The sequence below is a fragment of the Sporosarcina sp. FSL W8-0480 genome, from assembly GCF_037963765.1.
Classification (GTDB): Bacteria; Bacillota; Bacilli; order Bacillales_A; family Planococcaceae; genus Sporosarcina.
This window is the reverse complement of the sequence record NZ_CP150166.1, coordinates 1,978,235-1,993,030: the sequence shown is the minus strand read 5'-3', so window position 1 is coordinate 1,993,030 and position 14,796 is coordinate 1,978,235. Positions and strand designations below refer to the sequence as shown.

The following is a 14,796-nucleotide window of genomic DNA, read 5'->3' as shown; positions in this document are numbered from 1 at the left end:
TATGATTGTTTTTGAATCTTTTTCCTATTTTCTTATGTCAACTTGGGTTGTAGCGAGTACTTCGTTGTCTAATGAGACGGTCCATGTTCCGGTACCTTTTTTCCCTTGGTTCCGTGGAATGTATATGACATGGGATACCTTTTCCTCCTCGTCCTTATTCAGCAAAAGGACAATTGGTTTTTTCAACTTGCCTGTAATTCCAGGTAAAATGCGGTATTCGCCTTTTTTCGCAACAGTCACAAGATCATAGTTGTTAAATGTTTCATTAGCCAAATATTCATGTGTATTCCAGTCATTCCCATTATTTAGTGTGACGACGATCAATTTTTTTCCATCCTTTTCGAAATACGTTGCAAGAGTTCTTCCGGCCGCTTTTGTGAAACCGGTCTTTCCGGCAATGACTGTTTTATTCGAATGGACAAGACGGTGTTTGTTTCCCCAACTTCTTACTTCGTCGCCTTTTCGATAGACAAATTTCTCGGTCGAGGCAATTTTTCTAAACTCTTTATTTTTCATTGCAAAATAGAGCATGAGTCCAGTCTCATAAGCAGTTGAGAGATGTTCTTCATGATGAAGTCCTGATGGATTTTTAAAGGTTGTCCGTTCAAAACCATATAATTTTGCTTTTTCATTCATTAAGTCAACAAAGCCATCCACTGATCCTCCGGCATGTTCCGCCAATGCAAAGGCTGCATCATTTCCCGAACGTAACATCAAACCGTACAGCAATGCATCGCTATCCCATCTTTCACCTATTTGCGTATAGATGGACGAGCCTTCCGCGGAAGCCGCTGCAGCTGAAATGGTAATTTCACCCTCTGCTCTACCACTTTCAAGGAAAGTAAGGGCAGTCCACATTTTAGTTAAACTGGCAATTGGCAACTGAAGATTTTCATTCGATCCACTCAACAAACGGCCAGTGTCTCCATCAAGTACGGCCCATGCACTACCACCCATTGCCGCATCTTTTTTGTCAGTTGGTAGTGGTGTCAATACAAGGGATACGAATAGGACAATTGCTATTATCGTCCGCTTCAATCACTGTTTCCTCCTTCATCAGTCATTTCGAATGCTTCTTGGAATTTTGTCAAAAACAAATCTGTGTCTCCAAACGATTCAACATCACCTTCCAAAAGCGGTGGCAACATATCAATGGACTCTAACCCGAATTTATCCAAAAACAATTCTGTTGTCCCATAAAGGATTGGTCTTCCGCTACTTTCCAAGCGCCCTTTTTCCATAATGAATCCTTTAGCTACGAGAGTTTGTATTGGACCATCGGATTTCACGCCTCGTAGATCATCTATTTCTACCCGTGTCACGGGCTGTTTATACGCTATAATGGCCAAAACCTCAAGTGAGGCTTGTGTAATAGGATTTCTTGTCGGATTTTCGAGCATACGCAATATATCATCTGCATATTCAGCCTTCGTTACGAGGCGATAGGAACCACCGTATAGGCGCAAGGTAATGCCCGAACCCGATCGATTTTCATAGTTTAAACGAAGTTGCTCAGCTATGATGGCGGCTGTTTCGTCATCGGTTTGAAGCAATGTTGAAATATTTTTTAATGTTAAGCCGTCGTCCCCTGCTATGAATAAAAAACTTTCAAGCATGCCGATAATCCGATCATCGATTGTTTCCATAGTTCTCCTCCTTCCCGGTCGATACTGTCATTTTGCCGAAATTACTGTCTTGTAAAACTACGATATCCGACCGTTTCATCAACTCTAATAACGATAAAAACGTTACGACTAACCCTTCTATATCCCCTTCTTCGAAAAGTGAATCGAAAGCACAGCTGCCGCCTTGCCTTTCAAGTATAATCATAATATGATCCATCTTTTCACTAACAGAAACCTCTGCCCTCATTATACTAGCAGTAAGTGGTGCACGAAGTTTTTTCCTTTCAAGCATTTTTTGAAATGCTCCGATAAGGTCAAACACACTTAGTTTGTCCTCTGTTTCAGGGACGGTCAATTCTCCGTATTGAGATAGGTCCTCGGGAAGTTTTGTAAAATGTACAGATCGTTCTTCTGCCGATTCTTTTAGTGAAATTGCTGCTTCTTTATATTTTTTGTATTCGACCAATCGGGCGACCAGTTCGTCCCGTGGGTCCTCCTCCATTTCAAAGTCGGACGAATCATCCAACGCTTCTCCTTCATGTACAGGTAATAGCATTTTGCTTTTTATTTCAAGTAAAGTGGCGGCTAATACAAGATACTCGCTTAGTTCATCTAGTTGCAATACACGCATAGCATGGAGGTGTTCGATGTATTGATTTGTGAGTTCTGCCATTGGTATATCGTAAATATCGATTTCAAGTCGGTTGATTAAATGTAATAATAGATCGAGAGGCCCTTCGAAGGCTTCAAGCTTTACTTTATATGTCATATTATTCCTCCATGCACTTTTTACGTTATTATGTATAGTTACTTTTTAATATTATTATTGAAAGGATTGGTTTGTTTGATGGAATTTTATTATCATCCGTTATTCTTAAAGTTTATTGGTTATTTTAATTGGAATCAAGACTACTTCGAATGCCATGAAGTGTTGGAAGAATATTGGAAATCTATCCCTAATTATACGAAAGAGCATCCGCTAACTGCATATATTTTATTATCTACAGGACTCTATCATTGGAGAAGGGGGAATTTCACCGGTGCTTATCGTACACTTGTAAAAGCACAGAAAAAGATGACAGCTTTTCCCTTATCCAATGGTATCGAATTCATCAATTACAAGAAACTATTAAATGACATGGAGCAATCGATAGAAAAAGTTAAGAAAAAAGAGTCTTTTTTTCCATTTACTTTATCTTTGAACTCCGAAAAACTAAAAAAGGTAGTCGATGAAACCGTAGCTACGATGGATTTACTCCCTCGAAACAGTGATGCTGTCATTCATAAACATATGCTAAGGGATCGTACTGATATTCTTCTTGAACGGGAAAAGAAAAAGGGCAGACCAAATTGATCTGCTCCTTTTTGTTATTCCGATTTATCTTCCCTGTTTAAACACTTGATCATAAAGGATTTTGTATAATCATTGCCCTTACATTCCAAACCGGGATATAGTGCTGCTAACTTCAAAATCATTTCCGTACCAATTCCCTCGCCACGGAACGACGGATTAACCGATAAATGTATGACCGTATATGAACTTTCATCCACTACTACACCAACAAGGCCAATGAAGTCTTCACCTTGTTTTAGAAGGTATAGATGCCAATGTTCATCATTCTCATATTTATAAATCGTTTCCTGCAGTTTTTTAACGACCTTTTCTCCCGGCATATATGAGAGCAAGCCCATTGCAATTTTTTCATATGCCTTTTTATATCGTAAAAGTATCATTAGGAATCCCTTCTTTTCAAAAAATCCTCAATTGCTATCTATTCATCATGGATATGGATACGGCAACTTCCACTGAACAAAACTAATCGTACATGATATATGAGGATATATCAATGACCGAGGAAGTTTAAATATCCAGTCCTGTTAAAGGGGCGATAAAATACCAGTACACTGCCCCCCAGATAAGTGCAATGAAAATTATGATTAAGAAAAGGATGAAATTACGCTTTCTCATAATGATACTTCCTGCCCCGTCTTTTGAAGCGGTACGTCCAGTCTAATAATATCTTCATAAGTTTCCCTTCGGACAACTAATTGGTGCTGTCCGTTTTCACAAAATACAATTGCTGGCTTCGGGAGACGATTATAGTTGCTGGCCATGGAGTATGTGTATGCTCCTGTACAGAAAACAGCAAGGAGGTCGCCATCCTCAGGTTCAGCAATGAAGGCGTCCTCAATGATCTTGTCACCGGATTCACAGCATTTTCCGGCAATCGTTACTTTATCGGAATGTGGAGCCATCATCCGATTAGCTGTAACAGCCGTATATTTCGCGCCATAAAGAGCAGGCCGAATATTATCCGACATACCTCCATCGACAGCAACATAAGTCCTTACACCCGGCACTTCTTTCATGCTTCCGGTTGTGTAAAGAGTTGTACCAGCATCCCCTACAAGTGATCGACCCGGTTCAATCCAGATTTCAGGTAGTGGATAATTATGCTTTCTTGTCATCGATAAAACGACATTTTCCATTTCCTCTACGTATTTAGATGGAGGAAGTGGTTTGTCTTCAACCGTATAGCGAATTCCAAATCCGCCACCAAGATTAAGGACAGAACAAGTGAATTTAAATTTATCGCGCCACTCAATCATTTTATCCATTAATGCCTCCGCCGCAATACGGAATGCATCTGTTTCGAAAATTTGTGAACCGATATGGCAATGCATTCCTAACAAAGTAATGTATGGATGGTTGTACAATTGCAAGAATGAATCATCTGCCTGTCCGTTCTTCAAATCGAAACCGAACTTGGAATCCTCCTGTCCAGTAGTGATGAAATCATGTGTTTCAGCATTGACTCCAGGAGTAACACGTAACAAGACTTGCATTTTCTGTTGACGCGTTTCCGAGATTTCCTTAATCATTTCTATTTCAAAAAAGTTGTCAACTACAATACATCCTATTTTTTCGTCGAATGCATATTGTAACTCGCTATAGCTTTTATTATTCCCGTGAAAATGAATCTTTTCGCGTGGGAAATCAGCTGCAACCGCCGTATATAATTCTCCTCCTGAAACGACATCGAGAGAGAGGTCCATCTCTTTTGCAATCTCATATATCGCAATGGAAGAAAAAGCTTTACTTGCATATGCAACCTGGGCTTTGATGCCAGCTTTTTTAAATGTATCTTTAAATCCATTAGCACGTTCCCTAAATAGAGCGATGTCATAGACAAGCAAAGGCGTCCCATATACCTGGGCAAGGTCAACCGTATCCACGCCGCCTATCGTCAAATGGCCAAGTTCATTCACCGATTGTGTTCCATATAGGTGCATATTCCATTCCTCCAAGTCTTATTGATAAAACTTTATCATATCATGAAGGTTGGAGGCAATCCCTTACGACAGCCTATCCCTATTAGGAGAGTCAGCTATAAAAGGTCTTGGCGCATCTATTGTCATCGGATATCTAATAATTACACGCTGCATCGCCCGCGGGAAAAACGGTAAAAGTGGCCATAAGTATGGAATACCCATCGGTTTAAGGCATGCCAAGTAGTAGACAAGGAAAACAATTCCTAAGAAGAATCCTGGGGCTCCCAATACGGCGGTTAATACTAAGATGAAGACTCTGAATATTTTTGTTGTTAGACTTAATTCGAAAGATGGGATTGCAAATGTAAAGACCGCACTAACAGCCACATATAAAATTACTTCTCCTGTAAACAAACCAACCTCGATCGCCACTTGTCCAATAACGATAGCCGCTACTAGTCCCATTGCAGTGGATAGCGGATTCGGTGTATGGATGGCCGCCATTCGGAGTACCTCAATGCCTATATCTGCCAAAAGTATTTGTACGATTAATGGAACAGACCCTGGATCATTTGGTCCAATATAATTTAACATTACCGGCAAATATTGTTGATGGGTTGCAAGCAAATACCAAAACGGGAGGAGAATCATGCTGATTAGTGCTCCAAATAACCGTAGCCATCTTACAAAAGTTCCGGTAAATGGAGATTGTCGATACTCCTCAGCATGTTGTAAATGATCAAAAATGGTTGTCGGAACTAAAATCACGGATGGAGAAGTATCGACAATAACGGCGATACGGCCCTCTAATAAGTATGCGGCAGTAATGTCTGGCCTTTCCGTAAAACGAACAAATGGCATTGGATGAAATCTTTGCTTGAAAAGAAATTCCTCCAAAGACTTATCAGTCATCGTCAGGCCATCGTGCTTGATCTCATCAAGTCTCTTCCGAATAAGTGAAAGATGCTCCTCACTGGCAGCACCTTTCATATATGTGATTGCAATATCCGTTTTACCATTCACTGATGTAGAATGCATTTCAAAACGGAGATCTTCCGTCTTTAATCTTCTTCTTACAAGTGCAGTATTAATGATTATATTTTCAGTAAATCCGTCCCTCGAACCTCTAATGACCTTTTCGGTATCGGGTTCCTCTGGATTTCTCCCCGGTGAACTACGTAAATCCGCGACGAACGCAAATCCGTTCGGTAAAATAAATCCTACTAAACCGCTTAAAATAGATGTGAGTAATGTATCCCGTTCATCGACATCTTCTAAAGCGTAGTAAGGGAAATAATTTAAAAACCATTCAGGATCATCTTTATTCTCATCGTTTTTTTCGAATCCTTCTTGCATCTCTACCAAAAGAGTTGTCAATGTCTGTCCATCAATGAGGCCATTAATATAGAACATCATTACCGGCATGCCCCATAAGTGAACCGTTTTTGCGGTCGCATCGAATGTTTCGCCTTTGCCAAATTTACTTTCAAACCATTTTTCTGATTCCTTCAAAGATGTAAATAACTTCGCCATGCTTAGTCAGCCCTCACTTTATTGTCACTTTCATCTTGTTGTGAGCTCATCCATGTCTTTAATTGGGCAAGTATCTTTTTTTCCAACCGGGAAACCTGAACTTGTGAAATGCCGATCCTTTCGGCAATATCACTTTGTGTGTAGTCAAGGTAATACCTCATATAGATGATCGTCTGATCTCGTTTATTAAGTTTTGAAACTACATCTCTAAGAGGAATATGATCGAAGAATCTTTCAGAACGGTCGTCCCGAAGCTGATCCATCAATGTCAAACTATCTCCTTCATTTTCATATAGTTGCTCATGAAGGGATGCAGGGTCTCTTAATGCGTCTGATGCTAAAATCACTTCATCTACAGTCACATCTAATGCCTCTGCTATTTCAGAGACGGAAGGCGATTTACCATGATGCTTAATATAGTTATCCGTTGCATGTCGGATTTTGAAGCTTAATTCACGAATCGATCTACTTACTTTCACCATGCCGTCATCCCTTAAGAATCGTTGGATTTCCCCTACGATCATCGGCACCGCATATGTGGAGAATTTCACATCATAAGTCAAGTCGAATTTGTCTATCGATTTCATAAGTCCAATACAGCCAATTTGGAACAGGTCTTCAAGATCCGCTCCACGAGAAGCAAAACGCTGTACAATGGACCACACTAATCTTGTATTGCCTTCTACCATCATGCGTCTTGCGTCCTTATCCCCCTCCTGGGACTGCTGGATAAGAACCCTCATTTTTTCCTGGGACAAAAGAGCATCTTGTCTTTCAACAGATGTATCCATCGGTCACCTCATTCTGCTTACTTCCGTGACCGGAGAAAACGTTTTCTCAAATCGTACTACCGTTCCGTTTCCAAGTGTTGAATCTACTGATAGACTGTCGGAAAAGCTTTCCATAATGGTGAATCCCATTCCGGATCTTTCCATTAATGGCTTTGTAGTAAACATCGGCTCCATAGCTTGTTCAACGTCAAAAATCCCTTCACCTTTGTCCTCTACGGTCATTGTAACTTTGTTGTCGTCAATTACAGCGTGAATCGTAACTAAACTTTTACCGTCGCAATTATATCCATGGATAATTGCGTTAGTGACGGCTTCTGAGACAATTGTTTTGAACTCTGAAATTTCTTCAAGTGTCGGATCGAGTGGTGTGATGAAACAAGTCATCGCCATTCTTGCCAACGCTTCATTTTCTTCAATCGCAACGAACGATAATGTCATTTCATTTCTCATATAAGACCCCTCCGATTTCACCGATTACACTGTCGACTGAGCCATGCCTGATATTAGAACCCAAACCTGAAAAGTTGAAAATCTTTTCCATCGTAGGAGATGGATTTACGATGATGGTTTCTCCATTGAATGGTGCAAGATCGCGCATTCTTCCTAAAATAAGTCCAATCCCTGCGCTATCCATGAATCCAAGCCGGCTCAAATCCCAAACGATTCCCCGTATTTTCCCCGTGAAGATGGAGGAAGATATAGTGGAACGAATCTTGTTTGCTTCAAGATTGTCCAACTCCCCTGCCAATGTTACTACCATAATGCCATCAATTTGTTTAATTTCAGCCATGCTGAATCCCTCCTTTATGCGGAACTATTCAACACGGGAAGTGGAAATCCCTTCCGACCGACAGAAGTAGTCATACAATTCTTAAATATCCTATCTTTCGACATTGCGTTCTACCTTAAAAGCCTATCCATTTTAAGGTCGGTTTACACATGAAAGGAAATAAATTCTTATCAGTGTATTGATCGCTAAAGACAAATAAAAACCACCCCTTGAACATTTTCTGTTCAAGGAATGGTTTACATCATTCTGTTATTAATTTCTTAATTAACTCAGGTTTTTCTTGTACGTTGTCTGAAATATGAATATGTTTTTGGATCAATTCAATGGATTTTGCTACGTTTTCATTATTTGAATGAATAGTAGCTAAAGGCTCACCCGTTGCAACAGAATCGCCGATTTTTTTATTCAAAATAATACCGACAGCGAGATCGATTTCGTCTTCCTTCGTCGCTCTACCTGCTCCAAGAAGCATTGCAGCGACACCAATTTCATCTGCCTCCATTTTTGAAATTGTGCCGGAGGCAAGCGCCGGAACTTCGATTTCGTATTTAGCTGTTGGCAATAAAGATGTGTCGTGGATTATACGAGCATCTCCGCCTTGTGCTTCGATTAACTTGCCGAACAATTCTAAAGCCGAACCATCCGCAATGACTTTCTCTAACATCTTTCGAGCCTCTTCAATTGAATCAGCCTTCTTGCCGGCTACAATCATTTTGCTGCCTAAGACGAAACAAAGCTCTGTTAAATCTTCTGGCCCCTGTCCTTTAAGTGTGTCAATCGCCTCTTTAATCTCAAGAGCATTTCCGATTGCGTATCCTAAAGGTTGACTCATGTCCGAAATGACGGCAACTGTGTCACGACCGACTTGATGGCCAATCGATACCATAGAATGTGCCAATGCTTCAGCGTCTTCCTCCGTTTTCATAAATGCCCCGTCACCTGTTTTGACGTCCAAAACGATTGCATCGGCACCTGCGGCAATTTTTTTACTCATAATTGAACTTGCAATTAGTGGAATGCTATTTACAGTTGCAGTTACATCCCGTAAGGAATACAGCTTTTTATCAGCAGGTGTCAAGTTGCCACTTTGCCCGATGACAGCAAGTTTAAGATCATTCACCTGTTTGACGAATTGTTCTTCTGTAAGTTCGATATGAAAACCTTCAATTGATTCAAGCTTGTCAAGCGTTCCTCCAGTATGACCTAAACCTCTTCCACTCATTTTGGCAACAGGTACACCGCATGCCGCCACTAACGGCACAAGAATAAGAGTTGTTGTATCCCCTACCCCACCTGTTGAGTGCTTATCTACCTTGACTCCTTCAATAGCAGATAAATCGATTTGATCGCCTGATTCCACCATGGCCATCGTCAAATGCCCTTGTTCTTCTGCAGTCATCCCATTGAAATATACTGCCATTAGAAATGCACTTGCCTGATAATCCGGTATGGACCCATTTGTATATCCATCGATGAAAAATGTTATTTCTTCTCTCGTTAATGTTTCCCCGTCCCTTTTTTTCTCAATAATATCAACCATTCTGAACATAGTCATCTCACCTTTTCCGTTATTAAACTTAAAAAGCTCTCTCCAAACTGAGGTAACTTCACACTGAAATTATCAGCAATTGTTGCACCTACATCCGAAAATGTATTCCGTAAAGGCAGCTCGCCACCCTTTGTAAACAATGGCGAGTAAATTATTAGCGGAACATATTCCCTTGTGTGATCAGTCCCGCTATGAACTGGGTCATTGCCGTGATCCGCAGTTATGATTAACAAATCGTCTTCCTTTAGAGCCTTCATGATTTCTGGAATTCTTGCATCAAAATCCTGTAATGCGTTTCCGTAGCCGATTGGATCTCTGCGGTGTCCATATAAAGCATCGAAATCAACAAGATTTGTAAAGCTTAGCCCATTAAAATCAGATTTCATGACGTCAAGCAATTTATCGACGCCGTCCATATTGCTGATAGTTCGTACCGCTTCCGTCACACCTTCACCATTGAAAATGTCGGAAATCTTACCCACTGCAATAACTGCTTTACCTGCGTCCTTCAATTCATTCATGACCGTTCTTTCGAAAGGCTTTAATGCATAATCATGACGGTTTGTCGTACGGATGAAATTTCCTGGTTCGCCGACAAATGGTCTTGCGATTACCCTGCCAACAAGAAATTCCGGTTTTAATGTAATCTCTCGTGCGATTTCGCAAATGTGGTATTGCTCTTCAATAGGTATGATTCCTTCATGAGCAGCGATTTGAAGAACGGGATCCGCTGATGTATAAACAATAATGGCACCTGTTTTCATATGTTCCTCACCAAGCTCCTCGATGATTCCAGTTCCGCTTGCAGGTTTGTTGCCAATTACCTTTCTTCCTGTCTTTTGCTCCAACTCATCAATTAATTCCTGTGGGAATCCGTTTGGATATACCTTAAATGGTTTATCGATATTTAGCCCCATCATTTCCCAATGTCCTGTCATCGTATCTTTTCCAACTGATGCTTCTTGCATTTTTCCATAAAGTCCAATCGGATTTGGTTCGACAGCGATTCCTTTGATTTCTTTAATATTCGATAAACCCATTTTTCCCATGTTCGGCATCTTTAGGCCGCCCATTTTTTCTCCAATATGTCCAAGTGTATCTGCTCCTACATCCCCGAATTGATCGGCATCTGGTGCTTCTCCAATCCCGACTGAGTCGAGAACGATTAAATGAATACGCTTAAATTGTTGTTTTTCCATATTGATTCCTCCAGTTTGTTATGCCCAGCTCCAGATGGCGCGTACATATTTCTTTTAAGCTCTTGGATGGAACTTTACATATACATCCTTCAGCCTCGCCTTACTTACATGAGTATAAATCTGTGTAGTTGAAATATCCGCATGCCCTAACATTTCCTGTACTGCACGAATGTCAGCACCATTTTCAATAAGATGTGTGGCAAAAGAATGACGTAAAATATGCGGTGTCAGTTCCTTTTGTATACCCGCTTTCATGGCATATCCTTTTAAAATTTTCCAACAACCTTGCCTTGTCAAGCGAGTCCCTCTCATATTAACGAAAAAGGCATTCGCCTCCTTCGTTTTTGCAATGAATTCGGGACGCGCTTCTCTTAAGTATGTAGAACACGCCCTTAACGCACCACCGCCAAGTGGTATAATCCTTTCCTTACCGCCCTTTCCGAAAACGCGGACGAATCCCATTGATAAGTGGACATCCTCCACATCAAGTCCTATTAGTTCACTGACACGCATTCCGGTACCATATAGCAACTCTAATAATGCTATGTCTCTTTTTCCCTGAAGTTTACTGCTCTCTGGCATCGATATTAGCTTGTCCACTTCTTCAACTGAAAGTACAGATGGTAATTTTTGCTCAAGTTTAGGCATTTCAAGATGAACGGTAGGATCTTGTGTTGTCACTTTTTCACGTAACAGGAATTGATGAAAGGACCTGACCGAAGAAATATGACGAGCTATCGTCCGTGAAGATTTCCCTTCTTCTTTCAATTTATGCAAATGTCGTAAAATGCAAGAACGATCTATTTTGTCTATTGACTCCATACCGATCTTTTCCATTGCATCGATATATTCAACAAGATCTCTTTTATATGACGAAATTGTGTTTTTGGAAAGTTGCCTTTCCACCTTAAGAAAATGCATATAATCTTCCAACGCAAATTTTCCATCTTTCATGGTAAGCAGGCAAAATCATTCATGCCATTCTCTCCCCTACTCTAAAATGACAAAAAGGGACAGCATCTCGCCATCCCCCTTTCACTTTTTACTATCATTTCCCGAAGACTTGCAACTTTGACAAACACCATGGAATGTCAACCAGTGGTCCTTAACTGTAAAACCGTAGCGGCTTTCGACAATTTTCTCCACATCGCCCAATAGATCTTCTTGTATTTCTGCGACTTTTCCACATTCAATACAAATAAGATGATGGTGAAAACGGGATGCCCCCTCTTGTCGTAAATCATACCGAGAGACACCGTCACCGAAATTAATCTTATCGACAATTTTCAGTTCAGTCAGCAGTTCCAATGTACGATAGACAGTTGCCAGGCCAATTTCTGGCGCTTTCTCTTTCACAAGTAAAAAAACATCTTCAGCGCTTAAGTGATCTTCTTCGTTTTCAAGAAGGACCAAGACCGTAGCTTCCCGCTGAGGCGTCAACTTATAGCTGGCCCCGTGCAATTGCTTTTTGATCCGTTCAATCCGGCTCTCCATATGACGCCCCCCTCAACACTAAACCCATTATATCAAATGGGCCTTCAGTGTGACAACAGAAAGGGAATATGAAACTATTAAATGAGTTATTTAATAAGAAAATGAAATATTGTCATTTCTATTAAAAAGATCAACAAACATAGGCCGGCTAAGTACGGAACCGCCTGTAAGTTCCGTCCTCTCCTTGAAATCCGATTAAAAAATGGCGGACTCAAAACATTGCAGTATACTAAATAAAGATAGCAAGACAGGAGTTGAAACGGGAACCACCAGATTGTATATGCCCATAATTTCATTCCTGAAGAAAGTAAGTAAGATGATGATAATCCAAACAAAACACATTTAATAGCTCCTACAAAAAGAATAGCATGTCTTGTTTTACTATTCATCGAAGTCAGAAATGCAACAACGAAAAATATAATTAACGTCAATAAAGGTCTAAAAAATGTGCCTTCACTGGACGAGATAACTCTTGGATCGAAAAACCCGATCCATTTTTCGGATGCAACGACTGGAATTTCTCTGAATAACAATGCCCCGCCAATATAACCGACGGCTAGTACGATAAATAGATGGATAAATGATAAGGAACGGACCATAGGTTTCACCTCCGCATCGTTTCTATAACGTATGCTTGTCCGTTCCTAAATAGCTCATTTATTTAAAAGTTTTTTTGCATAAAGAATCGCAAAGGCCGTTTTGGCATCGAAAATCCTTTCATCTAACACCATTTGCTCGGCTTCTTCGAGAGTACTTTCAATAATATTGATGAATTCATCTTCGTCACCTTGTGCGGGCTTGTCTATTTTATATAATCCTTGCGCTACGTAAATATGAATGATTTCATTTGCAAATCCGGGGGATGTGGCAAAGGATTGTAGGTATTCGAATTGATTTGCCCCGTAACCTGTCTCCTCTTCCAATTCTCGGAGTGCTGTCACTTCGATATCCTCACCCGGTTCAATCTTGCCAGCAGGAATTTCGATAATGGAACGGTTTAATGCTTTCCTGTATTGCTCAACAAGAACAAGTTTCTTGTCGTCGGTTATCGCGATGACTGCTACTGCTCCGGGATGACCAACTAATTCCCGCTTCGCACGCTTCCCGTCAGGCAGTTCAACTTCTTCGACACGAAGGGAGATAACTTTCCCTTCGAATAAAACATCGCTTGCAACAGTTTTTTCCTTAAAACGATTATTCATTTTGACACACTCCTTTTTCCTTCCAAGTAACAATACTTTCCCTATTAACCTCTACATTGTACAGTGAAGTGTAGTGGATGAAAACAATTGTGGAGGTGCTCTGATGAAAAAAAGAGAGATTGGTAAAAGTGGCTTATATGTATCGGAACTTGGACTCGGGTGTATGTCTTTCCCTGATAATTTAAATGAAGTGAAAAATATCGTAGACGCAGCGCTGCACTCTGGCATTAACTTCTTTGACACTGCGGATTTATATGCCGGTGGCAGAAATGAAGCACTGGTCGGCGAAGCATTGAAAGGCAGACGTGATGAAATCATTCTTGCGACAAAAGTCGGGAATCGTATGGTCCCCGGAGAGGAAGGCTGGCGCTGGGATGCATCGAAGAAATATATAAAAGAGGCAGTAAAAGAGAGTTTGCAACGGCTTGGAACGGATTATATCGACCTGTATCAATTGCATGGTGGGACGATGGAGGATAATGTGACGGAAACGATTGAAGCTTTCGAGGAGTTGAAAAAGGAAGGCGTCATCCGGCAATACGGAATTTCATCCATTCGACCGAATGTCATTGAACGCTTTTTAACAAGCAGTTCTGCGGTTTCGGTTATGATGCAATACAGTCTGTTGGATCGTCGTCCAGAGGAATGGTTCCCGATGATTCTTGAAGCTAATGCATCCGTCATTACAAGGGGAACATTAGCAAAAGGTTTATTGACAGGGGAAGGTATTTCGAGGGTTGATAAGATGGATGGCTTTGTTGAGTATGGTGCAGAAGACTTGAAAAGGATGGTTGATGAGTTGCATGGAACTACCAATAATCTTAGTGCCCATGCGATAGCATTCAATCTAAAGGAAGATATAGTAGCTTCCGCATTAATCGGTGTTAGTTCAATGGATCAGCTTTTAGATTCGATTGTTGCGTATGATAATGCAGTGAGTGAGTCGGAGTTAGCGTCCATCGCTGAATTGACCGATGTGCATCAGTACAAACAACACCGAGTATAAACATGTAATATTCTCGTAATAAATCTGTAATGATTAGGAGACTATTTCAAGGGTATCTAACAAGTAGGCAACAAATAAAGATTACACCTTGGAGGAGATTTCAATGAAACTACTCACAGAAGACAAGAAATGGTTGAAACTTGGAGCAGCGACATTCCTATCCGTAGGATTACTCGCAGCTTGTGCAGATGGCGATGATGATACGGACGTAGATGTCAATAACCCACCTGCTGACACAAATGACGGTACAGATACGAATGTGGATCTTGATGTGGATGATGATGCAGATACTGACACGGATACTGATGACAGCAAATAAGCTAATGAAAACGAG

At 40.7% G+C, this 14,796-nt stretch carries 18 protein-coding genes; 3 read left to right on the top strand and 15 right to left on the bottom strand.

Annotation, left to right across the window (positions count from 1 at the left end):
• Nucleotides 1–24: 24 nt before the first annotated feature.
• The 3 genes from NSQ43_RS10370 to NSQ43_RS10360 are packed head-to-tail and all read right to left on the bottom strand — an operon-like array spanning nt 25 to nt 2,394.
• Nucleotides 25–1,038, bottom strand: coding sequence for a D-alanyl-D-alanine carboxypeptidase (locus NSQ43_RS10370; RefSeq protein ID WP_339249923.1), 1,014 nt, complete (start codon nt 1,036–1,038; stop codon nt 25–27).
• Nucleotides 1,035–1,646 (bottom strand): SMC-Scp complex subunit ScpB, encoded by a 612-nt coding sequence (scpB, locus tag NSQ43_RS10365; protein ID WP_339249921.1) that lies wholly within the window; start codon nt 1,644–1,646, stop codon nt 1,035–1,037. Before scpB ends, NSQ43_RS10370 begins: the two co-directional genes overlap by 4 nt.
• Nucleotides 1,630–2,394: a segregation/condensation protein A gene (locus NSQ43_RS10360; protein ID WP_339249919.1), complete on the bottom strand. Its 765-nt coding sequence runs from the start codon at nt 2,392–2,394 to the stop codon at nt 1,630–1,632. The genes scpB and NSQ43_RS10360 overlap by 17 nt, the downstream gene beginning before the upstream one ends.
• Nucleotides 2,395–2,472: 78 nt before the next feature.
• Between NSQ43_RS10360 and NSQ43_RS10355 the strand changes: the two genes are divergently transcribed.
• Nucleotides 2,473–2,979, top strand: coding sequence for a DUF309 domain-containing protein (locus NSQ43_RS10355; RefSeq protein ID WP_339254871.1), 507 nt, complete (start codon nt 2,473–2,475; stop codon nt 2,977–2,979).
• Between the two features lie 14 nt (nt 2,980–2,993).
• On the opposite strand, the gene NSQ43_RS10350 is transcribed toward NSQ43_RS10355, so the two are convergent.
• From NSQ43_RS10350 to NSQ43_RS10295, 12 genes are all read right to left on the bottom strand, one after another.
• Nucleotides 2,994–3,356, bottom strand: a complete 363-nt coding sequence (locus NSQ43_RS10350; protein ID WP_339254869.1) for a GNAT family N-acetyltransferase — start codon at nt 3,354–3,356, stop codon at nt 2,994–2,996.
• A gap of 234 nt (nt 3,357–3,590) precedes the next feature.
• Nucleotides 3,591–4,919: a diaminopimelate decarboxylase gene (lysA, locus tag NSQ43_RS10345; RefSeq protein ID WP_339249917.1), complete on the bottom strand. Its 1,329-nt coding sequence runs from the start codon at nt 4,917–4,919 to the stop codon at nt 3,591–3,593.
• A gap of 63 nt (nt 4,920–4,982) precedes the next feature.
• A complete protein-coding gene (locus NSQ43_RS10340; RefSeq protein WP_339249914.1) occupies nt 4,983–6,431 on the bottom strand; it encodes a spore germination protein in 1,449 nt (482 codons plus the stop codon).
• A gap of 2 nt (nt 6,432–6,433) precedes the next feature.
• Nucleotides 6,434–7,222: a SigF/SigG family RNA polymerase sporulation sigma factor gene (locus NSQ43_RS10335; RefSeq protein WP_339249913.1), complete on the bottom strand. Its 789-nt coding sequence runs from the start codon at nt 7,220–7,222 to the stop codon at nt 6,434–6,436.
• Nucleotides 7,223–7,225: 3 nt separating this feature from the next.
• Nucleotides 7,226–7,672: an anti-sigma F factor gene (gene spoIIAB / locus NSQ43_RS10330; protein WP_339249911.1), complete on the bottom strand. Its 447-nt coding sequence runs from the start codon at nt 7,670–7,672 to the stop codon at nt 7,226–7,228.
• Nucleotides 7,662–8,012, bottom strand: coding sequence for an anti-sigma factor antagonist (locus NSQ43_RS10325; protein ID WP_339249909.1), 351 nt, complete (start codon nt 8,010–8,012; stop codon nt 7,662–7,664). Before NSQ43_RS10325 ends, spoIIAB begins: the two co-directional genes overlap by 11 nt.
• A gap of 241 nt (nt 8,013–8,253) precedes the next feature.
• A complete protein-coding gene (locus NSQ43_RS10320) occupies nt 8,254–9,561 on the bottom strand; it encodes a pyrimidine-nucleoside phosphorylase (RefSeq protein ID WP_339249907.1) in 1,308 nt (435 codons plus the stop codon).
• A 2-nt stretch (nt 9,562–9,563) separates the two neighbouring features.
• Nucleotides 9,564–10,760, bottom strand: coding sequence for a phosphopentomutase (gene deoB, locus NSQ43_RS10315; protein WP_339249905.1), 1,197 nt, complete (start codon nt 10,758–10,760; stop codon nt 9,564–9,566).
• A 54-nt stretch (nt 10,761–10,814) separates the two neighbouring features.
• Nucleotides 10,815–11,714 carry a site-specific tyrosine recombinase XerD gene (gene xerD / locus NSQ43_RS10310; RefSeq protein ID WP_339249903.1) on the bottom strand — a complete coding sequence of 300 codons (900 nt, stop codon included), beginning with the start codon at nt 11,712–11,714 and terminating at the stop codon, nt 10,815–10,817.
• A gap of 81 nt (nt 11,715–11,795) precedes the next feature.
• On the bottom strand, nt 11,796–12,254 hold the full coding sequence (locus NSQ43_RS10305; RefSeq protein ID WP_339249901.1) for a Fur family transcriptional regulator: 459 nt from the start codon (nt 12,252–12,254) through the stop codon (nt 11,796–11,798).
• Nucleotides 12,255–12,340: 86 nt separating this feature from the next.
• Nucleotides 12,341–12,853, bottom strand: a complete 513-nt coding sequence (locus NSQ43_RS10300) for a hypothetical protein (protein ID WP_339249899.1) — start codon at nt 12,851–12,853, stop codon at nt 12,341–12,343.
• A gap of 54 nt (nt 12,854–12,907) precedes the next feature.
• Nucleotides 12,908–13,456 carry an NUDIX hydrolase gene (locus NSQ43_RS10295; protein ID WP_339249898.1) on the bottom strand — a complete coding sequence of 183 codons (549 nt, stop codon included), beginning with the start codon at nt 13,454–13,456 and terminating at the stop codon, nt 12,908–12,910.
• Between the two features lie 103 nt (nt 13,457–13,559).
• Between NSQ43_RS10295 and NSQ43_RS10290 the strand changes: the two genes are divergently transcribed.
• Entirely contained in the window at nt 13,560–14,462 is a 903-nt protein-coding gene (locus NSQ43_RS10290) for an aldo/keto reductase (RefSeq protein ID WP_339249895.1), read from the top strand.
• 103 nt (nt 14,463–14,565) lie between these two features.
• The gene (locus tag NSQ43_RS10285; RefSeq protein WP_339249893.1) at nt 14,566–14,781 is read left to right on the top strand and encodes a hypothetical protein; all 216 of its coding nucleotides are present in this window, start codon (nt 14,566–14,568) and stop codon (nt 14,779–14,781) included.
• Nucleotides 14,782–14,796: the final 15 nt, after the last annotated feature.